Below are 26397 nucleotides of genomic sequence, written 5' to 3' on the forward strand. Positions count from 1 at the left end.
GATTATTTCCTCTTCGCCTTCTTATCCGCGCCGTGACCGTAATAGGTCCGGGTCGGAGCGAATTCACCGAACTTGTGACCGACCATGTCCTCGTTCACCGAGACGGGAACATGCTTCTGGCCGTTGTAGACACCGAAGGTGAAGCCGACGAACTGCGGCAGGATGGTGGAGCGACGGCTCCACATCTTGATCACCTCATTGCGACCACCTTCACGAACCTTGTCCACCTTCTTGAGAAGGTAGCCGTCAATGAAGGGGCCTTTCCAAATCGAACGAGTCACTTGGCGTTACCTCTTCTTAGCTCTTGCGCTGATGGCGCGAGCGCAGGATGAACTTGTCGGTCGCCTTGTTGGACCGCGTCTTCTTGCCCTTGGTCGGCTTGCCCCACGGGGAAACCGGGTGGCGACCACCGGAGGTGCGGCCTTCGCCGCCGCCGTGCGGGTGATCAACCGGGTTCATGGTCACGCCGCGATTGTGCGGGCGCTTGCCGCGCCAGACAGTGCGGCCGGCCTTGCCGTCGTTGATGTTGCCATGGTCCGGGTTGGACACGGCACCGACGGTGGCCATGCAGGAGCCGTGAACGACGCGCTGCTCGCCCGAGTTCAGGCGAAGGATCGCCATGCCCTGGTCGCGACCAACCAACTGGCCGTAGCCGCCGGCCGAGCGTGCAACCTGGGCGCCCTTGCCCGGCTTCAGCTCGATGTTGTGGACGATTGTGCCGACCGGCATCGACGCCAGCGGCATCGCGTTGCCCGGCTTCACGTCAACCGCTTCGCCAGCCACGATCTTGTCGCCGGGAGCGAGGCGCTGCGGGGCGATGATGTAGGACAGCTCGCCATCGTCATACTTGATCAGTGCGATGAAGGCGGTGCGGTTCGGATCGTATTCGATACGCTCGACCGTGCCGACAACGTCAAACTTGCGACGCTTGAAGTCGATGATGCGGTACGAACGCTTGTGACCACCGCCGATGAAGCGGGCCGTGATGCGACCGTGGTTATTGCGGCCGCCCGACTTGGTCAGGCCTTCGGTCAGACCCTTGACGGGCTTGCCCTTGTAGAGGCCCGAGCGGTCGACGATGACCAGCTGGCGGGTGCTCGGCGTTACCGGGTTGAATTTTTTCAGTGCCATTGTTGTTGTCCTCGCGGCCTTGCTCAGAGACCCGTCGCGACGTCGATCGACTGGCCGTCGGCCAGCGTCACTACCGCCTTCTTGACGTCGCTCTGGCGGCCAACCGTGCCACGGAAGCGCTTGATCTTGCCCTTGCGGACAAGCGTGTTCACGGCCATCACCTTGACGCCGAACAGCGCTTCGACGGCGGCCTTGATTTCCGGCTTCGACGCCTTCTTGGCGACGTTGAAGACGACCTTGTTCTGCTCTGAGGCCATGGTCGACTTTTCAGTGATCGCCGGCGAGACGATCACGTCGTAGTGACGAAGGTCGGTCATTTAAAGCGCTCCTCGAGAGCCTCGACGGCGGCCTTCGAAAGGACCAGCGTGCCGCGGCGCAGAATGTCGTAGACGTTGATGCCCTGGATGGGCAGCACATCGATGTTCGGGATGTTCGTGGCCGCCAGCCTGAAATTCTTGTCAAGCTCGGCGCCGCCGATCACCAGGGCGTTGGTCAGGCCCAGCGTCGCGAAATTCGCGATCAGCGCCTTCGTCTTGGCCTCGGTAAGCTTCAGCTCATCGATGATGATGATCGAGGCGCTCTTGGCCTTGGCCGAGAGGGCATGCTTGAGACCGAGAGCGCGCACCTTCTTGGGAAGTTCGTGCTCGTGGCTCCGAACGACCGGGCCGTGGGCTTTGCCGCCGCCGCGGAACTGCGGAGCGCGTGCCGAATGGTGACGGGCGCGGCCCGTACCCTTCTGCTTGTACATCTTGGCGCCGGTGCGGGCGATTTCAGCGCGCCCCTTGGCCTTGTGCGTACCCTGCTGCCGCTTGGCAAGCTGCCAGCGCACGACGCGCTGCAGAATGTCCTCACGCGGGTCCAGGCCGAAAATCTCCTCGGAGAGTTCCACCTTGCCGGCGTCCTTGCCACCAAGCGTTGTGATCTTGAGATCCATTATTCCGCTCCCTCTGTGGCCGGAGCCTCATTCTTCGTAGCGGCGCGGATCGCGGCGGGCTTCGGCGCATTGGCCGGCAGTGCCACCTTGGCCGCGTCGCGGACCAGGATCCAGGCGCCCTTGGAACCCGGAACCGCACCGCGGATCAGGATCAGGCCGCGATCGGCGTCGGTCGAGACAATTTCGACGTTCTGCGTGGTGACGCGGGTGTCGCCCATATGGCCAGCCATGTGCTTGCCCTTGAACACCTTGCCCGGGTCCTGACGCTGGCCGGTTGAACCGTGCGTACGGTGCGAAACCGAGTTACCGTGGGTCGCACGGCCACCACCCATGTGGTGACGCTTGATGACGCCCTGGAAACCCTTACCAATCGTCGTGCCCGTTACGTCGACCTTCTGGCCGGCGACGAAGTGATCGACGGTGATCTCGGCGCCGACATCAATCATGTTGTCGGCGGAGACGCGAAACTCGGCAACCTTCGCCTTAGGCTCGACGGAAGCGGTCGCGAAATGGCCGCGCATCGCCTTCGACGTATTCTTCACCTTGGCAAGGCCAACGCCGAGCTGAACGGCGGTATAGCCATTCTTCTCCTGCGTGCGCTGCGCCACGACCTGGCAGTTCTCCATCTGGAGAACGGTGACGGGAACATGTTCCCCGGCATCATTATAGATGCGGGTCATTCCCACCTTCTTTGCAATCACACCTGAACGCATCGGTTCAATTCCTTTAGAGTTCCGGGCCAGGGGCACCGCCCCTTCCTCGCTCTTTCCTTAAAGCTTGATCTCGACGTCGACACCGGCGGCCAGATCGAGCTTCATCAAAGCATCGACCGTCTGCGGGGTCGGGTCGACGATGTCGAGCAGACGCTTGTGCGTGCGCATCTCGAACTGTTCGCGGCTCTTCTTGTCGACGTGAGGCGACCGGTTGACCGTGAACTTTTCGATCCGCGTCGGCAGCGGAATGGGGCCGCGGACGTTTGCGCCGGTGCGCTTGGCCGTCGATACGATTTCCCGTGTCGAGGCGTCGAGCACCCGGTGATCAAACGCCTTCAGGCGGATGCGGATATTCTGTCCGTTCATGCGTCACTTCCTTGTTCTGGCGCGGCGCGGGCATATCCTGCGCCCGCGACAGATCGGTTTAAGTCCAAATTACTCTTTGATGGTGACGACGATGCCGGCACCGACGGTGCGGCCGCCTTCACGGATAGCGAAGCGCAGCTTCTCTTCCATGGCGATCGGCACGATCAGCTCGACATCGACCGTGATGTTGTCGCCGGGCATCACCATCTCGGTGCCTTCCGGCAGCGACACGATACCGGTCACGTCCGTCGTGCGGAAATAGAACTGCGGACGGTAGTTGGTGAAGAACGGCGTGTGACGGCCACCTTCGTCCTTGGTCAGGATGTAGGCTTCGGCCACGAACTTCTTGTGCGGCTTCACAGTGCCGGGCTTCGCCAGAACCTGGCCACGCTCGACGCCTTCACGATCAACGCCGCGCAGCAGCGCGCCGATGTTGTCGCCAGCCTGGCCCTGGTCGAGCAGCTTGCGGAACATTTCAACGCCCGTGCAGGTCGTCTTGGTCGTCGGACGGATGCCGATGATCTCGAGTTCCTCGCCGACCTTGACAATGCCGCGCTCGACGCGACCGGTCACAACCGTGCCGCGGCCCGAGATCGAGAACACGTCTTCGATCGGCATCAGGAACGGCTTGTCGAGCGGACGAACCGGCGTCGGGATGTAGGCGTCGACCGCCGCCATCAGCTCGCGGATCGCGTCCTCGCCGATCGTCTTGTTCGAATCTTCAAGAGCGGCAAGCGCCGAACCCTTGACGATCGGAATGTCGTCGCCGGGGAACTCGTTCTTCGACAGCAGTTCGCGAACCTCGAGCTCAACCAGTTCGAGCAACTCGGCGTCGTCGACCTGGTCGACCTTGTTCAGGAACACAACGATCGACGGCACGCCGACCTGACGGGCGAGCAGGATGTGCTCGCGGGTCTGCGGCATCGGGCCGTCGGCGGCCGAAACAACCAGGATCGCGCCGTCCATCTGCGCCGCGCCGGTGATCATGTTCTTCACATAGTCGGCGTGGCCGGGGCAGTCGACGTGAGCATAGTGGCGGGCAGCCGTCTCGTATTCGACATGCGCCGTCGAGATGGTGATGCCGCGTGCCTTCTCTTCGGGCGCCGCATCAATCTGGTCATAGCGCTTGTATTCGCCAAAATACTTGGTGATCGCAGCCGTCAGCGACGTCTTGCCATGATCGACGTGGCCAATCGTGCCAATGTTCACATGAGGCTTATTACGCTCGAATTTACCTTTTGCCATGTGATCTCTCCATTCCTGCCAGCCCGTGCGGGCCTTGAATTAAGTTAATGGTGCAACTCTCTCGAGTTACGCGTATTTCTTCTGAACTTCCGTCGCCACGGCGGTCGGGACCGGCTCGTAGTGATCGAACTGCATCGTGTAAGCCGCGCGGCCCTGGCTCATCGAGCGCAGGTTGTCGACGTACTTAAACATGTTGGCGAGCGGCACCATCGCGTTGATAACCACCGCGACACCACGTGCTTCCTGGCCCTGGATCTGGCCGCGGCGACCGTTCAGGTCACCAATGACGCTGCCGACGTAATCTTCCGGCGTAACAACCTCGACCTTCATGATCGGCTCGAGCAACTGCACGCCAAGCTTGGGAGCAGCTTCGCGGAAGCAAGCGCGGCCGGCGATTTCGAAGGCCAGAACGCTGGAGTCCACATCGTGGTAAGCGCCGTCGATGAGCGTCGCCTTGACGCCGATCATCGGGAACCCGGCGAACGGGCCGGACGTCATGACGCTGTTGATGCCCTTTTCGACACCGGGGATGTATTCCTTCGGCACGGCGCCGCCGACAATCTTGGTCTCGAACTGGAACTCGCTGCTTTCCGGGTTCGGCTCGAAGACGATCTTGACGCGGGCAAACTGGCCGGTGCCACCGGTCTGCTTCTTGTGCGTATAGTCCTGCTCGTGCTTGCGGGTGATCGTCTCGCGATAAGCAACCTGCGGAGCGCCGACATTGGCCTCGACCTTGAACTCGCGACGCATGCGGTCGACGATGATGTCGAGGTGGAGTTCGCCCATGCCGGAAATGATGGTCTGGCCGGATTCCTCATCGGTCTTGACGCGGAAGGACGGATCCTCCGCAGCCAGGCGGTGAAGGGCGAGGCCCATCTTTTCCTGGTCGTTCTTGGTCTTCGGCTCGATGGCGATCTGGATGACCGGATCGGGGAATTCCATGCGCTCCAGGATGACCGGATGCAGCGGATCACTGAGCGTGTCACCAGTGGTCGTGTCCTTGAGACCGGCCAGGGCAACGATGTCGCCAGCAAAAGCTTCTTCGACGTCAGCGCGCGAGTTCGCATGCATCTGCAGCATGCGGCCGATGCGCTCCTTCTTGCCCTTCACGGTATTGTCGACCGAGATGCCCTTGGTCAGCTTGCCCGAATAGATGCGGGCAAAGGTGAGCGAACCGACGAACGGGTCATTCATGATCTTGAAGGCCAGCATCGACAGCGGCTCGCTATCGTCGGCATGACGCTCGATCTCGGCATCGGTCTTGGCGTCGACGCCCTTGATGGCGGGAACATCGGCCGGCGACGGCAGATACTCGACGACGGCGTCGAGAAGCGGCTGAACGCCCTTGTTCTTGAAGGCCGAGCCGCAGAACATCGGGTAGAACTTCACCGCGATGGTACCCTTGCGGATCAGCGCGCGGATCTCGTCATTGGACGGCATCTTGCCTTCGAGATAGTTCTCGAGCGCGGTCTCGTCCATTTCGACGGCGGCTTCGATCATCTTCTCGCGGTATTCCACCGCACGAGCCTTCAGGTCTTCCGGGATCTCGACGACATCCCACGCAGCACCCAGCGACTCATCGCGCCAGACCAGCGCGTTCATCTCGACGAGGTCGACAATACCCTTGAACTCGGTCTCAGCACCGATCGGCAGCTGCATGACGACGGCATGGGCACCAAGGCGCGAACCGATCATCTCGACCGAGCGGTAAAAGTCTGCGCCGATCTTGTCCATCTTGTTGCAGAAGATCATGCGCGGAACGCGGTACTTGTCAGCCTGACGCCAGACGGTTTCCGTCTGCGGCTCAACGCCGGCATTGGCATCGAGAAGCGCGATAGCACCGTCGAGAACGCGAAGCGAACGCTCGACTTCGATGGTGAAGTCGACGTGGCCGGGAGTGTCTATGATGTTGAAGCGGTACATCTTGCCGCTGCGACCCTTCCAGAAGGTCGTGGTCGCGGCGGACGTGATCGTGATGCCGCGTTCCTGCTCCTGCTCCATCCAATCCATGGTGGCAGCGCCGTCGTGCACTTCGCCGATCTTGTGCGACTTGCCCGTGTAATAGAGGACGCGCTCGGTGGTCGTCGTCTTGCCGGCGTCAATATGCGCCATGATACCGAAATTGCGGTAGTCTTCGATCTTGTATTCGCGGGCCATCGTAGCTGCCTCTCAGTCTCGTTCGCGCTTTACCAGCGGTAGTGCGCGAAAGCGCGGTTGGCTTCAGCCATCTTGTGGGTGTCTTCACGCTTCTTGACGGCCGTGCCGCGGTTGTTGGCCGCATCCATCAGCTCGCCGGAGAGGCGATCGACCATGGTGGTCTCGTTGCGATTGCGAGCGGCAGCGATCAGCCAACGGATGGCCAATGCCTGACGACGCTCGGGACGCACATCGACCGGAACCTGGTAGGTCGCACCACCAACACGGCGCGAACGCACTTCCACATGCGGCGCGACATTGTCGAGCGCCTGATGGAAGACCGTTACCGGCTCCTGCTTGGTCTTGGACTGAACCTGGTCGAGAGCGCCATAGACGATGGTCTCGGCAACCGACTTCTTACCATCATACATGACGGCATTCATGAACTTGGTAACGATCAGATCACCGAACTTCGGGTCCGGATTGATCTCACGCTTTTCTGCACTGTGACGACGGGACATGGTTCTTGTCTCTCAATCTCGTAGCCTTGCGCAGGGAAAAAGCGCGAAGGCCGGAAAATCTTACTTCGGACGCTTGGCGCCGTACTTCGAACGGCGCTGCTTGCGGTTCTTCACGCCCTGCGTGTCGAGCACACCGCGAATGATGTGGTAGCGAACTCCAGGAAGATCCTTCACGCGGCCGCCACGGATCATCACCACGGAGTGCTCCTGAAGGTTGTGACCTTCGCCGGGGATGTAACCGATCACTTCAAAACCATTGGTCAGGCGGATCTTGGCCACCTTGCGAAGCGCCGAGTTCGGCTTCTTCGGCGTCGTGGTGTAGACGCGCGTGCAGACGCCCCGCTTCTGCGGGTTCTGCTGCATGGCCGGGACCTTGTTGCGCTTCACCGGCGCAATGCGCGGCTTGCGGATCAGCTGGTTGACGGTAGGCATTAAACCCTCTTGTCTCTCAATTCCGTGTCTCATGCCCAGTCAGGGCCGCTCAAAGCGTCAATTCCATACGCAAATTCGGGCCATAAACCGCGCCTCGCGGTCTTGCCCGAACAATTGGCAGAGGAAGCGGAAACCGCTTCATGCGCGCCGGAAATGTCTTTTCGCTCGTAAAGTGAACCCTGTTTGAGGCAAACTCCAAAGCGTGTCGCTTCGGACGGGAGAGCCTCACATCGGTTCTGACTGGCCGGCTTCTACCCGCAACACCGCTAACCGTCAACCCCGGAGCGCCAAATATTGCGCTCAACCCGTGGCGTGGCAGCCATGCATAAGGCGCATGTAATTTTCTTTCGCCATTTTGCAAGCAGGAGGAAGAAAGTGACCGGCTTTCGACTGTTGCAAAGCCATGCTTCATGCGAAAAGGCCGCAGGAGCAGCCCAAATCCCCTCGCCCGCCCAGTCTTTTTCGAAAAACCGAGGAATCAGCCCGTGAACGACAATGAGGAGCGCCCGGTCACCATAATCACCGGCCGGGCATGGAAGCGCAAAGGCGGCAAGCCGGAAGGTGTCCACGTCATGCTCGTCGCACCCGATGACGATTCGGCGGTGCGCAGGGCACTCGAATCGCTGGCGGCGGAAGGCTATGCCGAGGCGGAGCTCGACCAGATCGGCGATATGGACGGCGAGCCGGATGACGAGCCGCATTTGTCGGCTTTCCAGGGCGCGCTCGAAGGCGAAGTGTCGATCGTTACCTTTGACGTTCCACTCTGAAGTCGGGCCAATCTAAAGTCGGGCCAATCTGGAATCGGGCTAATCTGGAATGTGGCCGATCTGAATCGGGCAATCGGAGGCATCATGGTCAACTCGAGAACGACGAACCCCGAATCTCGCGCCTGGGCCGACCGGGCGGTTGCCGCGATCGAGGCTGACCAGCACCGTTCGGCCGACACCCATTTGTGGAAGTTGGACCTGCCGGCACTGGCCGGCATCGACTTCTACCTCAAGGACGAATCGACTCATCCCACGGGCAGCCTCAAGCACCGACTCGCGCGATCTCTCTTCCTCTACGCATTGTGTAATGGACATGTTCGCGAGAACGCGGCGGTGGTGGAAGCGTCGTCCGGCTCGACCGCCGTGTCGGAAGCCTATTTCGCCCGCATGATCGGCGTGCCGTTCTACGCTGTCATGCCGCGCTCAACCTCGCCCGAAAAAATCGCGGCGATCGAGCATCACGGCGGCAATTGCCACTTCATCGACGACGGCCGGCGCATCTACGCCGAATCCGCCGAACTTGCCGCCAGGCTCGGCGGCCACTTCATGGACCAATTCACCCATGCCGAGCGCGCGACCGACTGGCGCGGCAACAACAACATCGCCGAATCCATTTTCGGGCAGATGCGCGAGGAGCCGCATCCAATCCCGGCCTGGGTCGTGATGAGCGCCGGCACCGGCGGCACCACGGCAACAATCGGCCGCTACATTCGCTACAAGCGGCACGCGACGCGGCTGTCGGTCGCCGATGTCGAACGCTCCGCCTTCTTCGACGGTTTTTCAACTCGGGACGCCAACTGCCGCTGCGAGCAACCCTCGCGGATAGAAGGCATCGGCCGGCCCCGCGTCGAGCCATCCTTCGTGCCCGGCGTCATCGATCATATGCTGCGGGTGCCCGACGCGGTGTCGCTTGCGGCGATGCGGGTCCTGTCGCGCCGTCTTGGTCGCCGTGTTGGCGGATCGACCGGCACAAATTTCATTGCCATGTGCTTCCAGGCGGCGCGCATGATCGACCTTGGCGAGGCCGGCTCGCTGGTGACGCTGATCTGCGATTCTGGCGAGCGCTATGCCAACACTTATTATTCCGACGAATGGCTGAAGGCGCACGGCCTTGATCCCTTGCCTTTCGAACCGGCGATCGAGTCCTTTCTGGCGGGCGAAAGGCTGACGCTGCAATTCGAGGAAAGCTGGGGCTGAGATACAGCAAGCCTGCCGCTTGTCCGGGGCGGGTGTTCTGCTAAGAAATCCCGGCAATTCATCAGACGGAGTCCCCGTGTCCCAGCCCATCAAAATAGGCATCGTCGGCGTCGGCAAGATCGTGCGCGACCAGCATCTTCCGGCTTTGGCAAAAGACCCGAACTACCGTCTCGTTGCCGCCGCCAGCCGGCACGGCAAGGTCGACGGCATCCCGAACTTCCCAACCATCGAAGCCATGCTCGACGCGGCGCCGGAACTCGAAGCCGTTTCACTCTGCATGCCGCCTCAGTTCCGCTATGATGCCGCGCGGACAGCCCTGCTGGCGAAGAAGCATGTCTTCCTGGAAAAGCCGCCTGGCGCGACGGTCAGCGAGGTCGAGGACCTGAAAACGCTGGCGGCCGCAAACGGAGTGTCATTGTTCGCCAGCTGGCATTCGCGCTATGCGCCGGCGGTCGAAGCCGCGCGCGCCTTCCTGGGCTCGACCAGGATCAAGTCAGCCGCCATCAACTGGAAGGAAGATGTGCGCCGCTGGCATCCCAACCAGGACTGGATCTGGCAACCCGGCGGCTTCGGCGTCTTCGATCCTGGCATCAACGCGCTGTCGATCGCGACCTATATCCTGCCGGCAATGTTCATCACCTCGGCGGTCCTCGACTTTCCAGAGAATCGCGCCGCACCGGTCGCGGCGCACGTCACCTTCCGCACCTCGAACGGATTGCCGGTGACCATGGAACTCGACTGGCTGCAGACCGGCCCGCAAAGCTGGGACATCCTGGCCGATACCGACAAGGGCGCAACGGTGCTTTCCGGCGGCGGCTCGAAGCTTATCGTCGACGGCCGCGTGGTCCATGACGAACCGGAGGCGGAATATCCGATGCTTTATGGGCGTTTTGCCGAAATCGTGCGCGCCGGCATCTCTGATGTCGATCTCGCTCCGCTCCAGCATGTCGCCGACGCTTTCATGCTCGGCAAGCGCAATGTGGTCGAGGCGTTTCACGACTAGGCCGCTGTAGTACCGGTCGAGCGCCGCATGCGTCGTGCGCTCGCGATTGGATGGTCATGCGGCAGAGCTATCGCGCGACCAAGGTCCGGCGGATCGGCTGCTTCAATCCTTGATCCGGCAACCGGCCCGCTTGACCATATCGGCGACGATCAACGGCGTTGCCGGCGTTTCGGACCAACTGCTCTGGCGGGGAGCGCCCGTTTCAAGGGCGGCGCGCACGGACCCAGTATCCAGCCTGAACGCGTTCTGGACTTGCTTCGGTAAAGTGGAGAGCGGGTTGCTCATTCGGCGGCGTTCGCTCGAACTGCATCGGGCTGATGTAGTCGAGCGCGGAATGCCGCCGGATGGGATTGTAGAAGCCGTCGATATATCGGGCAATGGCGGCTTGGGCATCGGCGCGGGTAAGGAAAGAGGTGCGCCAGATCAGTTCAGTTTTCAGCGTCTTGAAGAATGTTTCGACCATGGCGTTATCAAAGCAATTGCCCTTGCCTGACATTGAGATGATGACGCCGGCGGCACGCAATTCGGCTTGGTAGTCGATAGAAGAACAATATTGGCTGCCGCGGTCGGAGTGGTGAATGAGGCCGGGTTCCGGCTGCCGCATGACGAACGCCTTGTTGAGCGCTGCCAGAGCCAGGCTGCGGTGTAGCCGGTTGCCAGCAGCCCAGCCAACGACCTTGCGGGCAAACAGATCGATGACGACAGCAAGGTACAACCAGCCCTCCCGCGTCCAGATGTAGGAGATGTCGGCACCCCATTTCTGGTTGGGACCAGTGGCGGCAAAATCCTGGTCGATGACATTGGGGGCAACCGGAAAGGCGTGTTCGCTGTCCGTCGTGCGCTTGAACCGCCGCTTCTGTCTTGCCTGGAGGCCATTCTCCCGCATCAGACGCGCCGTTCGTCGCCGGCCAATGGCAAAGCCATTGTCTTGCAGTTCCCGCGTCATGCGCGGGCTACCATAGGTTCCGTTCGACAGCGCGAACGACGATCGCACATGCGCCAGCATTATCATGTCGTCGCGCTGCCGGCGGCACGCCGGCCGGCGCCCCCAGGCAAAGTAGCCGCTCGGGCTGACACCCAGCGTCGCGCACAAACGGTCCACAGGGAAATCCTTCTTCGCCCGGTCGATGAGCGCGAACCTCACCGACTTCCCTCCTTGACGAAAAAAGCCGTCGCCCGTTTCAAGATATCCCGCTCCTGCCGAAGGATTTCATTCTCCCGCCGCAGCCGTTTCAATTCAGCGGCGACATCAGCATCAGGCGGACGCCCAGGATCGCCCATCTCACGATCCAGCTGCCGACCCATCCATCGCGTCAGCGTCGAGAAACCAACACCAAGATCCTCCGCGATCTGCCGCTTCGTCCGACCGCTCGTTCGCACAAGGCCAACCGCCTCCGCCTTGAACGCATCCGTAAACTGTCTCTGTTTCGTCATCGAGGTCGCCTTTCATCAGAAGGAAACTCTCCACTTTTTCGGGGCAAGTCCATTCTTGCACGAAACGATATGTGAGCCACGATTGCCGATTGTATCGACGATCACACCAGCCGCTTCGCCGACGCCGGCGACATAGGCAACCAGTGTTTGCTTCGCTATCGGGCTTGAGTCGGCCCTGGCGATCATCTCCATCACCTGTCCCACCGAGACCTGACCTTTCGCGGTTGATGGAACAGCGGCGGCGGTAAAAGGCAGCATGGACGCGGCCACGGCGCCGATCGCGGCAAGGGCAATCTTGCGATCAAAGGAAGGCATCTAATTCTCCTGTTGCAATGTCATCTTGACGAGAGGCATTATTACGCATAAATTAATTATTGTAAAACAATAATTTCTTTCGAAAAAGGTTTCCAATGGCCGACTCTGTCGTGATGGCTCCGACCGCCGATCCCATTCGCCAGGCGAGGTTGAACCGCATCCGGGTTTTCAGCCTCACACTGGCGCGGGGCTGTATTCTTCTGTCAGCCCTGCTGACAGTCGGCCTTCTCTTCTATTGGTTCTCGGCATCCACGGCCTCGATCGCGGCGGACGCGCAAATTCCCCGGGAATGGCTGACGGATCTGGGTGCGGGCGGAAGAGCCGCTGGGTTTGCGATCTCGTTCGTGCCGCTTGCGTGCCTGATCCTGGCGCTCATGTCCGCCAGGCGATGCTTCGGCGCCTTCGCGGCCGGGAACTTCTTTGGTCAGGATGCTGTGCAGGGTCTGCGATACTTCGCCCTCGGTCTGCTTGCATCCGCGTTGCTGAAACCATTCTCGGCGGCGGCGCTCTCTGTTCTCCTGAGTTCAGATGCGCCCACCGGCCAGCATCGCCTGGCGCTTGGCTTCGGCAGCGACACGGTGCTTGCCCTGTTGGCCGCCGGGATCATCGCGGTGATCGCCTGGGTGATGGCCGAGGCATCGGCGCTCGCTGAAGAAAACGCGCAGTTCATTTGAGGATCCGCTCATGCCCATAAGGGTCAGGCTCAACGTCGTCCTCGCCGAACGAAATGTGAAGTCGAAGGATCTGGCCGAATATGTCGGCATTACCGAGGCCAATCTTTCCCTGCTCAAACAGGGAAAGGTCAAGGGCATCCGGTTCGATACGCTGGAGCGTATCTGCGAGTATCTTGGCTGCGAGCCGGGCGATCTGCTTCGGTTCGAGAAACTGCCGGAATAACCCAACAAAAAAGCCGCCGGGTTGCCCCGACGGCCTCGTTGCCTGAGATTCCAAAGCGGTCGTTTCACGGAAACGACCGCTTTATCTTTTGTTCTGGCGCCGCGCTTACTGCGCGGCGGTAGTCATATCAGCCAGCATCGGCTCCGCGATCTCAACGCCAGACGCCTTGCGGCGTTCGTCGATGATCAATTCGTCGCGCGCGGTGGCGATGCGCCGGATCTGGCTCATCGTGCCGCCGGTACCGGCCGGGATAAGCCGGCCGACGATGACGTTTTCCTTCAGACCCTGCAGCATGTCGGTCTTGCCGGCAACCGCCGCTTCGGTCAGCACCCTGGTCGTCTCCTGGAAGGAGGCGGCCGAGATGAAGGACGGGGTCTGCAGCGAAGCCTTGGTGATGCCCAAGAGCACAGGCAGGCCTTCGGCCGGCTTCTTGCCGTCCTCGACCAGACGCTCGTTGACCTCTTCCAGTTCGATCACGTCGACGTGGTCGCCCGGGATGTAGGTCGAGTCGCCCTGCACCGTGATCTCGACCTTCTGCAGCATCTGGCGAACGATCACCTCGATGTGCTTGTCGTTGATCTGCACGCCCTGCAGTCGGTAGACTTCCTGGATCTCGTTGACGAGGTAGGACGCAAGCGCCTCCACGCCCTTGATCGCCAGGATGTCATGCGGCGCAGGATTGCCGTCGAGGATGTAGTCGCCCTTCTCGATGACGTCGCCGTCCTGGAGATGGAACGGCTTGCCCTTCGGGATCAGGTATTCGACCGGCTCAAGCGTCGAGTCATGCGGCTCGATGATGATGCGGCGCTTGTTCTTGTAGTCGCGGCCGAAACGGATCGTTCCATCGATCTCGGCGATGATGGCGTGATCCTTCGGACGACGTGCCTCGAACAGTTCGGCAACACGCGGCAGACCGCCGGTGATGTCCTTGGTCTTGGCGCTTTCCATCGGGATACGCGCCAGCACGTCGCCGGGGCGAACCTGTGAGCCCGGCTCGACCGAAAGAATGGCCTCGACCGAGAGCAGGAAGCGGGCGTCGCCGCCCTTCGACAGTTTTCCGACCTTGCCCTTCGAGTCCTGGATTGCGATCGCCGGCTTGAGGTCGTTGCCGCGTGGCGTCGAGCGCCAGTCGATGACCTCACGCTTGGTGATGCCGGTCGACTCGTCGGCCGTTTCCTGAACGGAAATGCCGTCGACCAGATCCTCGTACGACACTCTGCCCTCGATTTCGGTGAGGACCGGGCGGGTATAGGGATCCCACTCGGCGACACGCTGGCCACGCTTCACCTTGTCGCCATCATCAACGAAGATGCGCGAACCATAGGTGAGGCGGTGCGAGGCGCGCTCCTTGCCGGCTTCGTCGAGGATCAGCACCGCCATGTTGCGGCCCATGACCATCTGCTGGCCGTCCGAGTTGCGCACCACGTTGCGGTTGCGGATCTCGACCTTGCCCTCATACGAGGCTTCAAGGAACGAACTATCCACCACCTGCGCCGTGCCGCCCATGTGGAAGGTACGCATGGTGAGCTGGGTGCCCGGCTCGCCGATCGACTGCGCCGCGATGACACCGACAGCTTCGCCCTGGTTGACCGGGGTACCGCGGGCCAGATCGCGTCCGTAGCAGACCGCGCAGACGCCAACCCTGACTTCGCAAGTCAGCGCCGAGCGAATGCGGACCGACTGCACGCCGGCCTTTTCGATCTTTTCCACGTCACGCTCGTCCATCAGCGTTCCGGACTTGACCAGAATCTCGCCCGACACCGGATGGGTGATGTCGTCGAGCGACGTACGGCCCAGCACGCGCTGGCCAACCGAAGCGACGACCTGACCGGCATCGACGATCGGCTGCATGGTGAGGCCCTTGTCGGTGCCGCAGTCGACGGAGTTGACGATGCAGTCCTGCGCCACGTCGACCAGACGGCGGGTGAGGTAGCCCGAGTTCGCCGTCTTCAAGGCGGTGTCGGCCAGACCCTTGCGGGCGCCGTGGGTCGAGTTGAAGTACTCGAGCACGGTGAGGCCTTCCTTGAAGTTCGAGATGATCGGCGTCTCGATGATTTCACCCGACGGCTTGGCCATCAGGCCGCGCATGCCGGCGAGCTGACGCATCTGCGTGGGCGAGCCACGCGCACCGGAGTGCGACATCATGTAGATCGAGTTCATCGGCTTCTGACGGCCATTGTCCTCGAACTCTACGGCCTTGATACGGGCCATCATTTCGTCGGCGACCTTTTCCGAGCACTTGGCCCAGGCGTCGACGACCTTGTTGTACTTCTCGCCCTGCGTGATCAGGCCGTCATTGTACTGCTGCTCGTATTCCTTGGCCAAAGCCTCGGTGTCGGAGACCAGCTTGATCTTGGCATCCGGGATCAGCATGTCGTCCTTGCCGAACGAAATGCCGGCGCGGCAGGCATGGCTGAAGCCGAGAGCCATGATGCGATCGCAGAAGATAACCGTCTCCTTCTGACCGCAATGGCGGTAGACGGTGTCGATCATCTTGGAGATGTTCTTCTTGGTCATCTCCTGGTTTGCGGTATCGTACGGCACATTGACGTTCTTCGGCAGAAGCTCGCCGATGATCATGCGGCCAGGCGTGGTGTCATGGATCTTCGACACAACCTTGCCTTCGGCGTCGACCGTGCGGAAGCGACCCCTGATCTTGGAGTGCAGCGTGACCGCCTTGGTCTCAAGCGCGTGCTGGAGTTCGCCCATGTCGGCAAACACCATGCCCTCGCCCGGCTCGTTCTGGTTGACGATCGAGAGGTAGTAGAGACCGAGAACCATGTCCTGCGACGGCACAATGATCGGCGCGCCGGAAGCCGGGTGCAGGATGTTGTTGGTCGACATCATCAGCACGCGGGCTTCAAGCTGTGCTTCCAGCGACAGCGGCACGTGAACAGCCATCTGGTCACCGTCGAAGTCGGCGTTGAAGGCCGTGCAGACCAGCGGATGCAGCTGGATCGCCTTGCCTTCGATCAGGATCGGCTCGAACGCCTGGATGCCGAGGCGGTGCAGCGTCGGCGCGCGGTTGAGCAGCACCGGATGCTCGCGGATAACCTCGTCGAGGATATCCCAGACTTCCGGACGCTCCTTCTCGACCAGCTTCTTCGCCTGCTTGACGGTCGAGGAATAACCCTTGGCGTCGAGACGGGCGTAGATGAAGGGCTTGAACAGCTCGAGCGCCATCTTCTTCGGCAGGCCGCACTGGTGCAGCTTGAGCTCCGGACCGGTCACGATGACCGAGCGGCCGGAATAGTCGACGCGCTTGCCGAGCAGGTTCTGACGGAACCGGCCCTGCTTGCCCTTGAGCATGTCGGACAGCGACTTCAGCGGACGCTTGTTGGCGCCGGTGATGACGCGGCCGCGACGACCATTGTCGAACAGCGCATCGACGGCTTCCTGCAGCATGCGCTTTTCATTGCGCACGATGATGCCGGGAGCGCGCAGCTCGATCAGCCGCTTAAGACGGTTGTTGCGGTTGATGACGCGACGATAGAGGTCGTTCAGGTCGGACGTGGCGAAACGACCGCCGTCCAGCGGGACGAGCGGGCGCAGGTCCGGCGGGATCACCGGAACCACCTTCATGATCATCCATTCCGGACGGTTGCCGGATTCCATGAAGTTCTCGACGACCTTGAGCCGCTTCAGATACTTCTTCTGCTTGAGCTCGGAAGTGGTCGAGGCCAGTTCCGAACGCAGGTCGCCGGCGATCTTCTCGAGATCCATGCCGGCCAGGAGGTCGTGGATGGCCTCGGCGCCGATCATGGCGGTGAACGAGTCCTCGCCATACTCGTCGACCGCGATCATGTACTCTTCCTCGCTGAGGAGCTGGTGCTCCTTCAGCGCGGTGAGGCCCGGCTCGGTGACGATGTAGTTCTCGAAGTAGAGGACGCGCTCGATATCCTTGAGCGTCATGTCGAGCAGCGTGCCGATACGCGACGGCAGCGACTTCAGGAACCAGATATGGGCGACGGGCGCTGCGAGCTCAATATGGCCCATGCGCTCGCGGCGAACGCGCGACAGCGTGACTTCGACGCCGCACTTCTCGCAGATGACGCCCTTGTACTTCATGCGCTTGTACTTGCCGCACAGGCACTCATAGTCCTTGATCGGGCCAAAAATGCGCGCGCAGAAAAGGCCGTCGCGCTCCGGCTTGAAGGTACGATAGTTGATGGTCTCCGGCTTCTTGATCTCGCCGAAGGACCAGGACAGAATCTTCTCAGGGCTGGCGAGCGAAATCCGGATGGAATCGAACACCTGCGCAGGCGCCTGGGGGTTGAAGAGATTCATGACCTCTTGGTTCATGCCGTTCTCCTTTTCGGGGTCCTCGAAAACCCCTTGCATCTAGCGCGGGCCAAACGCCCGCCGTCTTTTGTCGGCCAACGGCCGAGGAATTTTATTGGCGCGCCGCGACTTACCGCGGCGCGCCGTTGCCTTACTCGGCCGCGTCGGGCAGCCGGATCGGGTTGTCGTCGAGCTTGGTGTTCTCCAATTCGACATTGAGGCCGAGAGACCGCATTTCCTTGACCAGAACGTTGAAGCTCTCCGGGATGCCAGCCTCGAACGTGTCGTCGCCGCGGACGATCGCCTCGTAGACCTTGGTGCGGCCGGCAACGTCGTCGGACTTCACCGTCAGCATTTCCTGCAGCGTGTAGGCGGCGCCGTAGGCTTCCAGCGCCCAGACCTCCATCTCGCCGAAGCGCTGGCCACCGAACTGCGCCTTGCCGCCCAGCGGCTGCTGGGTAACGAGCGAGTACGGACCGATCGAACGCGCGTGGATCTTGTCATCCACGAGGTGGTGGAGCTTGAGCATGTAGATGTAGCCCATCGTCACCTTGCGATCGAAAGGCTCGCCGGTACGTCCATCATAGAGCTGCGACTGACCGCTGGTGTGCAGGCCCGCCTGCTCCAGCATGATGTTGATGTCAGCCTCATGCGCGCCGTCGAACACCGGTGTCGCGATCGAGACGCCGCGGCGCATCTGCTCGCTCAGGCGAACAATGCTCTCGTCGTCATAGTCGCGGACCGGCTCGTTGCGGTCGTTGGCCGGAATGAAGCTCTCGAGCGTCTTGCGCAGCGGCTTGATGTCGCCCGCCACCTTGTACGCATCGATCAGTTCGCCGATCTTCTTGCCCATGCCGGCGCAAGCCCAGCCCAGATGCGTTTCCAGAATCTGGCCGACATTCATGCGGCTCGGCACACCCAGCGGGTTGAGCACGATATCCGCATGCGTGCCGTCCTCGAGGAACGGCATGTCCTCGACCGGAACGATCCGCGACACGACACCCTTGTTGCCGTGACGGCCGGCCATCTTGTCGCCGGGCTGCATCTTGCGCTTCACGGCCACGAAGACCTTGACCATCTTCATGACGCCTGGAGGCATCTCGTCGCCGCGCTGCACCTTCTCGACCTTGTCCATGAAACGCTGTTCGAGCGCCTTCTTGGAGTCGTCATACTGGCCACGCAGGGCTTCCAGTTCGCTCTGGAGCTTTTCGTTCTCTACGGCAAACTGCCACCACTGCGAACGCGGATACTCGTCGAGCATGTCCTTCGACAGCGTCGAGCCCTTCTTGAAGCCCTTCGGTCCGGCAATCGCTTCCTTGCCAACGAGAACGTCGGAAAGACGCGAATAGACGTTGCGGTCGAGGATCGCCTGCTCGTCGTCGCGGTCCTTGGCGAGGCGTTCGATCTCCTCGCGCTCGATCGCCATGGCGCGCTCGTCCTTCTCCACACCGTGGCGATTGAACACGCGCACCTCGACGACCGTGCCGAAAGTGCCCGGAGGCATGCGCATCGAGGTGTCGCGCACGTCGGAAGCCTTTTCACCGAAGATGGCGCGCAGAAGCTTCTCTTCCGGCGTCATCGGGCTTTCGCCCTTCGGCGTGATCTTGCCGACCAGGATGTCGCCCGGCTGAACTTCGGCACCGATATAGACGATGCCGGCTTCGTCGAGGTTCTTCAGCGCTTCTTCCGAAACGTTCGGAATGTCGCGGGTGATTTCCTCCGGTCCGAGCTTGGTGTCGCGCGCCATGACCTCGAACTCCTCGATATGGATCGAGGTGAAGACGTCGTCGGCGACGATGCGCTCGGAGAGCAGGATCGAGTCCTCGTAGTTGTAGCCATTCCACGGCATGAACGCGACCAGCACGTTGCGGCCGAGCGCCAGATCGCCGAGCTCCGTCGACGGACCGTCCGCGATGATGTCGCCCTTGTTGACCCGGTCACCCATGCGAACCAGCGGACGCTGGTTGATGCAGGTGTTCTGGTTCGAACGCTGGAACTTCATCAGCCGGTAGATATCGACGCCGGACTTGCCCGGATCGAGGTCTTCCGTCGCGCGGATAACGATACGCGTCGCGTCCACCTGGTCGACGATGCCGCCGCGGCGAGCGCCGATGGCGGCGCCTGAGTCACGGGCGACGATCGGCTCCATGCCGGTGCCGACGAACGGCGCTTCGGCGCGCACCAACGGCACGGCCTGACGCTGCATGTTCGAGCCCATCAGAGCGCGGTTGGCGTCGTCGTTCTCAAGGAACGGGATCAGGGCCGCGGCCACCGACACCATCTGCTTCGGCGACACGTCCATCAGATCGACGTTTTCGCGCGGCGCCATCATCACTTCGCCGGCACTGCGGCAAATGACGAATTCGTCGACGAAGCCGCCATTCTTGTCGAGCTCGGCGTTGGCCTGCGCGACATGGTGCTTGGCTTCTTCCATCGCCGACAGATAGACGACGTCATTGGTCAGCTTGCCGTCGACGATCTTGCGGTACGGGCTCTCGATGAAGCCGTACTTGTTGACGCGCGCGAAGGTCGCCAGCGAGTTGATCAGACCGATATTCGGGCCTTCCGGCGTCTCAATCGGGCAGATGCGGCCGTAATGCGTCGGGTGCACGTCGCGCACTTCGAAGCCGGCACGCTCGCGGGTCAGACCGCCCGGTCCAAGCGCCGAGAGACGACGCTTGTGGGTGATCTCCGACAGCGGGTTGGTCTGATCCATAAACTGCGACAGCTGCGAGGAACCGAAGAACTCGCGCACGGCGGCGGCCGCCGGCTTGGCGTTGATCAGGTCCTGCGGCATCACCGTGTCGATCTCGATCGAGGACATACGCTCCTTGATCGCGCGCTCCATGCGCAGCAGGCCGACTCGGTACTGGTTTTCCATCAGCTCGCCGACCGAACGCACGCGGCGGTTGCCGAGATTGTCGATGTCGTCGATCTCGCCCTTGCCGTCACGCAGTTCGACCAGCGTCCTGACCACGGCCAGGATGTCGTCCTTGCGCAGCACGCGCACGGTATCCTCGGCCTTGAGCTCTAGGCGCATGTTCATCTTGACGCGGCCGACAGCCGACAGATCATAGCGCTCGCTGTCGAAGAACAGCGAGTTGAACATGGCTTCGGCGGTCTCGAGCGTCGGCGGCTCGCCGGGGCGCATGACACGATAGATATCGAACAGCGCGTCCTGGCGGCTCTCGTTCTTGTCGACGTTGAGCGTGTTGCGGATATAGGCGCCGACATTGACGTGGTCGATGTCGAGAACCTTGATCTCGTCTTCGCCCGTGCCGAGCAGAACCTTCAGCGTCTTCTCGTCGATCTCGTCGCCGGCCTCGAGGAAAATCTCGCCGGTGCCGTAGTTGACGATGTCCTCGGCCAGGTAGTTGCCAAGCAGATCCTCGTCGGTCGCCTTGATCGCCTTAAGACCCTTTTCGCCAAGCGCCCTCGCCTGGCGGGCGGTGATCTTCTTGCCGGCTTCGACAACGACTTCGCCGGTATCGGCGTCAACGAGGTCGCCGACAGCCTTGAGACCGCGGAAGCGCTCGACGTTGAACGGAATGCGCCAATGGTCGCCAGCGCGCTTGTAGGTGATCTTGTTGTAGAAGGTCGACAGGATCTCTTCGCCGTCCATGCCGAGTGCCATCAGCAGCGACGTCACCGGAATCTTGCGGCGACGATCGATGCGGGCGTGCACGACGTCCTTGGAATCGAACTCGATGTCGAGCCACGAACCGCGATAGGGAATGACGCGCGCGGCAAACAGAAGCTTGCCCGAGGAGTGCGACTTGCCCTTGTCGTGGTCGAAGAAGACGCCCGGCGAACGGTGCATCTGCGAGACGATGACGCGCTCGGTGCCGTTGACGATGAAGGTGCCGTTCAGGGTCATGAGCGGCATGTCGCCCATGTAGACATCCTGCTCCTTGATGTCCTTGATCGACTTCGCGCCGGTATCCTCGTCGATATCGAACACGATGAGGCGCAGCGTCACCTTCAGCGGCGCGGCATAGGTCAGGTCGCGCTGACGGCATTCGTCAACGTCGAATTTCGGTCCTTCAAACTCGTACTTCACGAACTCCAGCATCGAGGAGCCGGAAAAGTCCTGAATCGGGAAGACGGACTTGAAAACAGCTTGAAGTCCCTCGTCCGGGCGCCCACCCTTGGGCTCCGCCACCATGAGGAACTGGTCATAAGATGCCTTCTGAACCTCGATCAGGTTCGGCATCTCCGCAACTTCCGGGATCTTTCCGAAGAACTTGCGTACGCGTCTGCGGCCATTGAAAGTCTGGGTCTGGGCCATCGTCGCTCCTTAGCTCAATTCTCGGGACGAGCCTCGCCGCGGCTCGCCTTGCATTCTAGGCCACCTGGGCGGCGACCCTTTTGTCTGTTCACCCGCCGCCTGTCGGCGGCTGGTCAAAACGGGAGAAAACCCGTTTCCTGAAGACCGAATTCCGGCCCTCAGGAAAGAGGTTCTCGTAGATCTCGCGTTACGCGTCCTCCCTTCACACGAAAGGAGTGGCGGACGGCGCGAGGCCGCCCGCCAAACAATCAAAACGCTTACTTAAGTTCGACCTTGGCGCCGGCTGCTTCCAGCTGAGCCTTGAACTTGTCCGCGTCGGCCTTGGAAACGGCTTCCTTGACCGGCTTCGGAGCCGCCTCGACCAGATCCTTGGCTTCCTTGAGGCCAAGACCGGTGATGGCGCGAACTTCCTTGATGACGTTGATCTTCTGAGCGCCAGCTTCGGTGAGGACGACGTCGAATTCCGTCTTTTCCTCGACCGGAGCAGCGGCAGCAGCACCACCGCCAGCGGCGGCAACAGCCACCGGAGCAGCGGCGGAAACGCCCCACTTTTCTTCCAGAAGCTTCGACAGCTCGGCCGCCTCGAGGACGGTCAGCTTCGAAAGGTCGTCTACGATCTTTGCGAGATCAGCCATTGTGGTATTCCTTCATAAGGTTCGAACGTGTGTTTGTGATAGCGAGGAACGGCCTCATGCCGCCTCGTCCTTCCGGGCGTAAGCGCCGATGACGCGCGCGACCGAAGCCGCTGGCGCATTGACGATCTGGGCGATCCGAGTTGCCGGCGTGGCGATCATGCCAACCAGCCTGGCGCGCAGCTCGTCGAGCGACGGAAGTGTGGCGAGTGCCTTCACACCGTCGGCGTTGAGCGAGGTGGTGCCCATTGCGCCGCCGAGAATGACAAGCTTGTCATTTCCCTTGGCGAAATCGGACGCGACCTTCGGCGCCGCAATCGGATCCTCCGAATAAGCAATCAGCGTCTGTCCCTTGAACAGCTCGATGATCGATGCGGAGTCCGTGCCCTGAAGAGCGATTTTGGCGAGACGGTTCTTCGCGACTTTGACGGTGCCACCGGCGGCGCGCATCTTCGACCGAAGGTCGTTCATTTGCGCGACGGTGATACCGGCGTAGTGGGCCACGACCACTGAACCTGCGTTCGAGAACGCACCGTTCAGGCCCGTGACGAGTTCGCGTTTTTCCGCTCTGTCCACTGCCTATCTCCAGTTGACCCCAATCCTGTTAACGGGAACATTCCCATTCACGAGGATAGGCGTCTGGTTGCCTTTTGTCGGCCGGGCCATCCAGTAACGGATCTCCCGAACGACGCTCGAGGATCCTGCCCCCTTTCGCCACATCATCCGGCAAGCCGGGCAATGCGCAGACAAAAGGCAAACACGGTTCGAACCTTTCATTGGAGCAGTCGCTCCGTTGTCGGGTCTTCACCCGTCTCATGCAGGCCCACATGAATTAAGGCTTTTGGGCCGCCTGCAATCTCGGACAGGATGTCCGGAAGCCTTTCGACTTCCGGCACCGGACCCCAAAACAAATCAGAGGCCCGGAATTCTTTGCGGATCAGCCCTGTCGCGGGCCGATCCAAATTGATCGCATCAGGACGCGGTGAGCGTCGAAACGTCGAGCTTGAGGCCCGGGCCCATCGTCGAGGTGACCGACACCTTCTTGACGTAGTTGCCCTTGGCGCCAGCCGGCTTTGCCTTGGTCACGGCATCGGCGAAGGCGCGGACGTTTTCTTCCAGGGCCTTGACGTCGAACGAGACCTTGCCGACCCCGGCGTGCACGATGCCCGCCTTCTCGACGCGGAACTCGACAGCGCCGCCCTTGGACGCCTTCACGGCGGCGGCGACGTCGGTGGTCACGGTGCCGACTTTCGGGTTCGGCATCATGCCGCGCGGGCCGAGCACCTTGCCCAGACGGCCGACGAGCGGCATCATGTCCGGCGTGGCGATGCAGCGATCGAAGTCGATCGTGCCCTTCTGGACGATGTCGACCAGATCCTCGGCACCAACGATGTCGGCACCCGCGGCCTTGGCTTCCTCGGCCTTGTCACCGCGTGCGAACACGGCGACGCGGACGGTGCGGCCAGTGCCGTTCGGCAGATTGACCACGCCGCGAACCATCTGATCGGCATGACGCGGGTCGACGCCGAGGTTCATCGCGACTTCAATGGTCTCGTCGAACTTCACCGACGAACGATCCTTGAGCAGCTTCAGCGCATCACCCAAGGCATAAGCCTTGTTGGGATCAATGCCTTCGCGGGTCTTCGATACACGCTTTGCAATCTTTGCCATGATCTTAGCCCACCACTTCCAGACCCATCGAGCGGGCGGAGCCCTCGACCATGCGCATGGCCGCCTCGACGTCGTTTGCGTTCAGATCCTTCATCTTGGCGGTGGCGATCTCGCGGACCTTGTCGCGCGAAACGGTGCCAGCCTTGATCTTGCCCGGCTCCTTGGAACCAGCCGTCAGATTCGCCGCCTTCTTGAGGAAGTAGCTCACCGGAGCCGTCTTCATGACGAAGGTGAACGACTTGTCCTGATAGTAGGTGATGACGACGGGGACCGGCGATCCCTTTTCCATTTCCTGGGTCTGCGCGTTGAACGCCTTGCAGAATTCCATGATGTTGATGCCACGCTGACCAAGCGCCGGGCCGATCGGCGGAGACGGCGTTGCCGATCCCGCTTTAACCTGGAGCTTGAGCTGGCCTGCAATTTTCTTAGCCATCTCTTTTCCTGCCTCTTCTCATGCCGGCATCGCCGGCGGTTGCAGTCTGGTGGTTCGATCCATGCGGCCGGCTAAAGCCGCACTCGTCTCCCACCGTTCTCAAGGCCACGCGCTTCCACGCCGCCTCCCCTGATCGCCCGATGGGCGCCCAGGATTCCGGATCAGCCTTTTTCGACCTGTCCGAATTCCAGATCGACAGGCACGGCGCGCCCGAAGATCGAAACTTCCACCTTGAGCCGCGCACGCTCCTCGTCCACTTCCTGGACGAAGCCGTTGAACGACGCGAAAGGACCATCCGAAACGCGGATCGCCTCGCCAATCTCGAACGTGACCGAAGGCTTCGGCCGCTCGACGCCTTCCTGCACCTGGTTCAGGATGCGCTGCGCCTCGGCTTCCGTGATCGGCACAGGCTTCGAGTCGCCCAGGAAACCGGTGACTTTCGGCGTATTCTTGACGAGCGAGAAAACCGCATCGGTCAGGTTTGCCTTCAGCATCACGTAGCCCGGGAAGAACTTGCGCTCCGCATCGACCTTGCGGCCGCGACGAACCTCGACCACCTTTTCGGTCGGCACGACGATCTGCTCGATGTCAGCGGACAGGCCCTTCTGCTTGGCCTTGTTGATGATGTCTTCGGCGACCTTTTTTTCAAAGTTCGAATAGGCGTGGACGATGTACCAGCGCGCGGTCATTTCAAGACTTCTCCGTAATCGCCGGACTTAGCGTCCGATGCCCAGAATCTGTTCGACCGCAAGGCCCATGAGCTGATCGGCGGTGAAGAAAAAGATCATCGCAATCACAGCGAAGGCCAGAACCATCACCGTCGAGATCATCGTCTCGCGCCGCGACGGCCAAGTCACCTTGGCGGTCTCCGCGCGGACCTGCTGGAGAAAGACGAAAGGATTTGTGGTTTTCGACGCCATATGCCGCTCTGTCTTCAAGATCCGTTGGCCGGATCTCCTGGATGATCCCGCTGGCCGGGACGTGCCGCCTGGGTTTGAGCTTACGCCGAATCAGCGCAACCATTCCGCCCATGCAAATCAGACGCGTAAAGCCGGTTTCCCAGCTCCACGCGTCGCGTGTCTGTTTCGTCTACATAAAACCGATTCTTGATCCACGCAAGTGGCAAGTGTCCGCTTTATGACCAAACGCCGCCTCGGAACCATCCAGTCGTCCCGTCCCGGCTATCAGGCTGTTATGCCTCAGTCGGCCTAATATGGCAAGCGGGTCGCCGATTTTCAACGGCCGGCCGCGGGAGAGTCGTGTTTTCGTGAATTGGCCATTTCGAAAAATGGCACGGGCAGCAGGGCTCGAACCTACGACCTGCGGTTTTGGAGACCGCCGCTCTACCAACTGAGCTATGCCCGTATCACGCCGCGCATCAATGCGGCAGGCGCTTCCTAAAAGCTTCCGCGTGTTCTGTAAAGAGTGCTCTGCAGCGATGGTCGGGGGAAAAGCAGAAGGGCTTTGAAATACAGCACGGTCCCATCATCCACCACTCGGCGGCTGGTACGGCCCGCCGGGTACGCCCCAGCCCCAAGCCGGCATCGGCTCCGTAGCCGGATCACAGGTTTCGCCGAGATTGGAATTCATCTTGGCAAGGCGCGATCCCCATTCGATATAGGCTGTGAATGCCGAGCGAAATTCCGGATCGTCCGGCAAGCCGACTGAGTCGGCGGCATCGATCAGCAGATTGATCCAACGGCGGCGCTGCTCCTCCGTCAGATGCTTGCCCAGGTGATGCATGACCATCTCGCGGTGGCCGCCATGCTTTTCGCTGTAGGTCTTCGGGCCGCCAAAGACCTCGCCGATAAAAGCCGCGACATGCGCGGGATGATCCGGCGCCATATGCTTGAACACCGGCCCGACAATCGGGTCGCGAAGCACCTTGTCGTAGAAGGTCTCCGTCAGGCGGTTCAACGCCTCAAGGCCACCGGCCCATTCATACAATGTCGGGACGCCCTGGCTCATTTGGACCATGTTCCTAGGCTGATCAATCTGACA

Annotated in this window: 25 protein-coding genes, 1 tRNA gene and 1 pseudogene; 5 read left to right on the forward strand and 22 right to left on the reverse strand. The window is 61.3% G+C overall.

From position 1 onward, the window contains the following. Positions 1–2: 2 nt before the first annotated feature. The 10 genes from rpsS to rpsL form a co-directional block, all read right to left on the reverse strand. A complete protein-coding gene (gene rpsS / locus LGH82_RS06090) occupies positions 3–281 on the reverse strand; it encodes a 30S ribosomal protein S19 (RefSeq protein WP_006205463.1) in 279 nt (92 codons plus the stop codon). A 16-nt stretch (positions 282–297) separates the two neighbouring features. Beyond that, on the reverse strand, positions 298–1131 hold the full coding sequence (gene rplB, locus LGH82_RS06095; RefSeq protein WP_015317983.1) for a 50S ribosomal protein L2: 834 nt from the start codon (positions 1129–1131) through the stop codon (positions 298–300). 23 nt (positions 1132–1154) lie between these two features. Further along, the gene (locus LGH82_RS06100; protein ID WP_013531424.1) at positions 1155–1448 is read right to left on the reverse strand and encodes a 50S ribosomal protein L23; all 294 of its coding nucleotides are present in this window, start codon (positions 1446–1448) and stop codon (positions 1155–1157) included. After that, positions 1445–2065: a 50S ribosomal protein L4 gene (gene rplD / locus LGH82_RS06105; RefSeq protein ID WP_227347681.1), complete on the reverse strand. Its 621-nt coding sequence runs from the start codon at positions 2063–2065 to the stop codon at positions 1445–1447. Before rplD ends, LGH82_RS06100 begins: the two co-directional genes overlap by 4 nt. Further along, a complete protein-coding gene (gene rplC / locus LGH82_RS06110) occupies positions 2065–2778 on the reverse strand; it encodes a 50S ribosomal protein L3 (RefSeq protein ID WP_227347682.1) in 714 nt (237 codons plus the stop codon). The genes rplD and rplC overlap by 1 nt, the downstream gene beginning before the upstream one ends. 57 nt (positions 2779–2835) lie before the next feature. After that, positions 2836–3144, reverse strand: coding sequence for a 30S ribosomal protein S10 (gene rpsJ / locus LGH82_RS06115; RefSeq protein ID WP_006205468.1), 309 nt, complete (start codon positions 3142–3144; stop codon positions 2836–2838). Between the two features lie 69 nt (positions 3145–3213). Beyond that, entirely contained in the window at positions 3214–4389 is a 1176-nt protein-coding gene (gene tuf / locus LGH82_RS06120; RefSeq protein WP_023723394.1) for an elongation factor Tu, read from the reverse strand. 66 nt (positions 4390–4455) lie between these two features. Further along, positions 4456–6546, reverse strand: coding sequence for an elongation factor G (fusA, locus tag LGH82_RS06125; protein ID WP_227347683.1), 2091 nt, complete (start codon positions 6544–6546; stop codon positions 4456–4458). Between the two features lie 29 nt (positions 6547–6575). Further along, positions 6576–7046, reverse strand: a complete 471-nt coding sequence (rpsG, locus tag LGH82_RS06130) for a 30S ribosomal protein S7 (protein ID WP_008875664.1) — start codon at positions 7044–7046, stop codon at positions 6576–6578. A gap of 60 nt (positions 7047–7106) precedes the next feature. Then, positions 7107–7478 (reverse strand): 30S ribosomal protein S12, encoded by a 372-nt coding sequence (gene rpsL / locus LGH82_RS06135; RefSeq protein WP_006333356.1) that lies wholly within the window; start codon positions 7476–7478, stop codon positions 7107–7109. A gap of 485 nt (positions 7479–7963) precedes the next feature. Here rpsL and LGH82_RS06140 point away from each other — a divergent pair, with 485 nt between their 5' ends. From LGH82_RS06140 to LGH82_RS06150, 3 genes are all read left to right on the forward strand, one after another. After that, on the forward strand, positions 7964–8245 hold the full coding sequence (locus LGH82_RS06140; protein WP_227347684.1) for a transcriptional regulator: 282 nt from the start codon (positions 7964–7966) through the stop codon (positions 8243–8245). Positions 8246–8329: 84 nt separating this feature from the next. Then, positions 8330–9442: a PLP-dependent cysteine synthase family protein gene (locus LGH82_RS06145; protein WP_227347685.1), complete on the forward strand. Its 1113-nt coding sequence runs from the start codon at positions 8330–8332 to the stop codon at positions 9440–9442. Between the two features lie 76 nt (positions 9443–9518). Continuing rightward, entirely contained in the window at positions 9519–10445 is a 927-nt protein-coding gene (locus LGH82_RS06150; RefSeq protein ID WP_227347686.1) for a Gfo/Idh/MocA family protein, read from the forward strand. A 292-nt stretch (positions 10446–10737) separates the two neighbouring features. Here the strand turns inward: LGH82_RS06150 and LGH82_RS06155 are convergent. Further along, positions 10738–11879, reverse strand: a pseudogene (locus tag LGH82_RS06155) (IS3 family transposase); the annotation flags it as partial. Between the two features lie 15 nt (positions 11880–11894). Then, positions 11895–12194, reverse strand: a complete 300-nt coding sequence (locus LGH82_RS06160) for a hypothetical protein (RefSeq protein WP_227347687.1) — start codon at positions 12192–12194, stop codon at positions 11895–11897. Positions 12195–12289: 95 nt separating this feature from the next. On the opposite strand from LGH82_RS06160, the gene LGH82_RS06165 reads away from it, so the two are divergent. After that, entirely contained in the window at positions 12290–12868 is a 579-nt protein-coding gene (locus LGH82_RS06165; protein WP_227347688.1) for a DUF2975 domain-containing protein, read from the forward strand. A 10-nt stretch (positions 12869–12878) separates the two neighbouring features. Continuing rightward, on the forward strand, positions 12879–13091 hold the full coding sequence (locus LGH82_RS06170) for a helix-turn-helix domain-containing protein (protein WP_227347689.1): 213 nt from the start codon (positions 12879–12881) through the stop codon (positions 13089–13091). 105 nt (positions 13092–13196) lie between these two features. On the opposite strand, the gene rpoC is transcribed toward LGH82_RS06170, so the two are convergent. From rpoC to LGH82_RS06220, 10 genes are all read right to left on the reverse strand, one after another. After that, positions 13197–17393 (reverse strand): DNA-directed RNA polymerase subunit beta', encoded by a 4197-nt coding sequence (gene rpoC, locus LGH82_RS06175; RefSeq protein ID WP_227347690.1) that lies wholly within the window; start codon positions 17391–17393, stop codon positions 13197–13199. A 130-nt stretch (positions 17394–17523) separates the two neighbouring features. Then, positions 17524–21660 carry a DNA-directed RNA polymerase subunit beta gene (gene rpoB, locus LGH82_RS06180; RefSeq protein WP_227347691.1) on the reverse strand — a complete coding sequence of 1379 codons (4137 nt, stop codon included), beginning with the start codon at positions 21658–21660 and terminating at the stop codon, positions 17524–17526. 257 nt (positions 21661–21917) lie between these two features. Beyond that, positions 21918–22295 (reverse strand): 50S ribosomal protein L7/L12, encoded by a 378-nt coding sequence (gene rplL / locus LGH82_RS06185; protein ID WP_027038853.1) that lies wholly within the window; start codon positions 22293–22295, stop codon positions 21918–21920. A 54-nt stretch (positions 22296–22349) separates the two neighbouring features. After that, a complete protein-coding gene (gene rplJ / locus LGH82_RS06190) occupies positions 22350–22868 on the reverse strand; it encodes a 50S ribosomal protein L10 (RefSeq protein ID WP_013531412.1) in 519 nt (172 codons plus the stop codon). Positions 22869–23264: 396 nt separating this feature from the next. Beyond that, a complete protein-coding gene (gene rplA, locus LGH82_RS06195) occupies positions 23265–23963 on the reverse strand; it encodes a 50S ribosomal protein L1 (protein ID WP_227347692.1) in 699 nt (232 codons plus the stop codon). A 4-nt stretch (positions 23964–23967) separates the two neighbouring features. Next, entirely contained in the window at positions 23968–24396 is a 429-nt protein-coding gene (gene rplK / locus LGH82_RS06200) for a 50S ribosomal protein L11 (protein WP_227347693.1), read from the reverse strand. Positions 24397–24557: 161 nt separating this feature from the next. Further along, a complete protein-coding gene (gene nusG, locus LGH82_RS06205; protein ID WP_227347694.1) occupies positions 24558–25085 on the reverse strand; it encodes a transcription termination/antitermination protein NusG in 528 nt (175 codons plus the stop codon). A gap of 27 nt (positions 25086–25112) precedes the next feature. Further along, positions 25113–25316 (reverse strand): preprotein translocase subunit SecE, encoded by a 204-nt coding sequence (gene secE / locus LGH82_RS06210; protein ID WP_013531408.1) that lies wholly within the window; start codon positions 25314–25316, stop codon positions 25113–25115. Between the two features lie 369 nt (positions 25317–25685). After that, a tRNA-Trp gene (locus LGH82_RS06215) sits at positions 25686–25761 on the reverse strand. Between the two features lie 120 nt (positions 25762–25881). Continuing rightward, complete coding sequence (locus tag LGH82_RS06220) at positions 25882–26364, reverse strand: group II truncated hemoglobin (protein ID WP_227347695.1); 483 nt, start codon at positions 26362–26364, stop codon at positions 25882–25884. Positions 26365–26397: the final 33 nt, after the last annotated feature.

The sequence above is a fragment of the Mesorhizobium sp. PAMC28654 genome (genome assembly GCF_020616515.1).
GTDB lineage: Bacteria > Pseudomonadota > Alphaproteobacteria > Rhizobiales > Rhizobiaceae > Mesorhizobium.

Bases quoted from the DNA above. Each gene is read 5' to 3' on its own strand.
- rplC (WP_227347682.1), bottom strand. From the start codon at position 2,778: ATGCGTTCAGGTGTGATTGCAAAGAAGGTGGGAATGACCCGCATCTAT.
- rpoB (WP_227347691.1), bottom strand. From the start codon at position 21,660: ATGGCCCAGACCCAGACTTTCAATGGCCGCAGACGCGTACGCAAGTTC.
- LGH82_RS06165 (WP_227347688.1), top strand. From the start codon at position 12,290: ATGGCCGACTCTGTCGTGATGGCTCCGACCGCCGATCCCATTCGCCAG.
- rpsG (WP_008875664.1), bottom strand. From the start codon at position 7,046: ATGTCCCGTCGTCACAGTGCAGAAAAGCGTGAGATCAATCCGGACCCG.
- rplA (WP_227347692.1), bottom strand. From the start codon at position 23,963: ATGGCAAAGATTGCAAAGCGTGTATCGAAGACCCGCGAAGGCATTGAT.
- LGH82_RS06145 (WP_227347685.1), top strand. From the start codon at position 8,330: ATGGTCAACTCGAGAACGACGAACCCCGAATCTCGCGCCTGGGCCGAC.
- rpsJ (WP_006205468.1), bottom strand. From the start codon at position 3,144: ATGAACGGACAGAATATCCGCATCCGCCTGAAGGCGTTTGATCACCGG.
- secE (WP_013531408.1), bottom strand. From the start codon at position 25,316: ATGGCGTCGAAAACCACAAATCCTTTCGTCTTTCTCCAGCAGGTCCGC.
- LGH82_RS06220 (WP_227347695.1), bottom strand. From the start codon at position 26,364: ATGAGCCAGGGCGTCCCGACATTGTATGAATGGGCCGGTGGCCTTGAG.
- fusA (WP_227347683.1), bottom strand. From the start codon at position 6,546: ATGGCCCGCGAATACAAGATCGAAGACTACCGCAATTTCGGTATCATG.
- nusG (WP_227347694.1), bottom strand. From the start codon at position 25,085: ATGACCGCGCGCTGGTACATCGTCCACGCCTATTCGAACTTTGAAAAA.
- tuf (WP_023723394.1), bottom strand. From the start codon at position 4,389: ATGGCAAAAGGTAAATTCGAGCGTAATAAGCCTCATGTGAACATTGGC.
- rplK (WP_227347693.1), bottom strand. From the start codon at position 24,396: ATGGCTAAGAAAATTGCAGGCCAGCTCAAGCTCCAGGTTAAAGCGGGA.
- rplB (WP_015317983.1), bottom strand. From the start codon at position 1,131: ATGGCACTGAAAAAATTCAACCCGGTAACGCCGAGCACCCGCCAGCTG.
- LGH82_RS06100 (WP_013531424.1), bottom strand. From the start codon at position 1,448: ATGACCGACCTTCGTCACTACGACGTGATCGTCTCGCCGGCGATCACT.
- rpsL (WP_006333356.1), bottom strand. From the start codon at position 7,478: ATGCCTACCGTCAACCAGCTGATCCGCAAGCCGCGCATTGCGCCGGTG.
- LGH82_RS06170 (WP_227347689.1), top strand. From the start codon at position 12,879: ATGCCCATAAGGGTCAGGCTCAACGTCGTCCTCGCCGAACGAAATGTG.
- rplD (WP_227347681.1), bottom strand. From the start codon at position 2,065: ATGGATCTCAAGATCACAACGCTTGGTGGCAAGGACGCCGGCAAGGTG.
- LGH82_RS06160 (WP_227347687.1), bottom strand. From the start codon at position 12,194: ATGCCTTCCTTTGATCGCAAGATTGCCCTTGCCGCGATCGGCGCCGTG.
- rpoC (WP_227347690.1), bottom strand. From the start codon at position 17,393: ATGAACCAAGAGGTCATGAATCTCTTCAACCCCCAGGCGCCTGCGCAG.
- rplL (WP_027038853.1), bottom strand. From the start codon at position 22,295: ATGGCTGATCTCGCAAAGATCGTAGACGACCTTTCGAAGCTGACCGTC.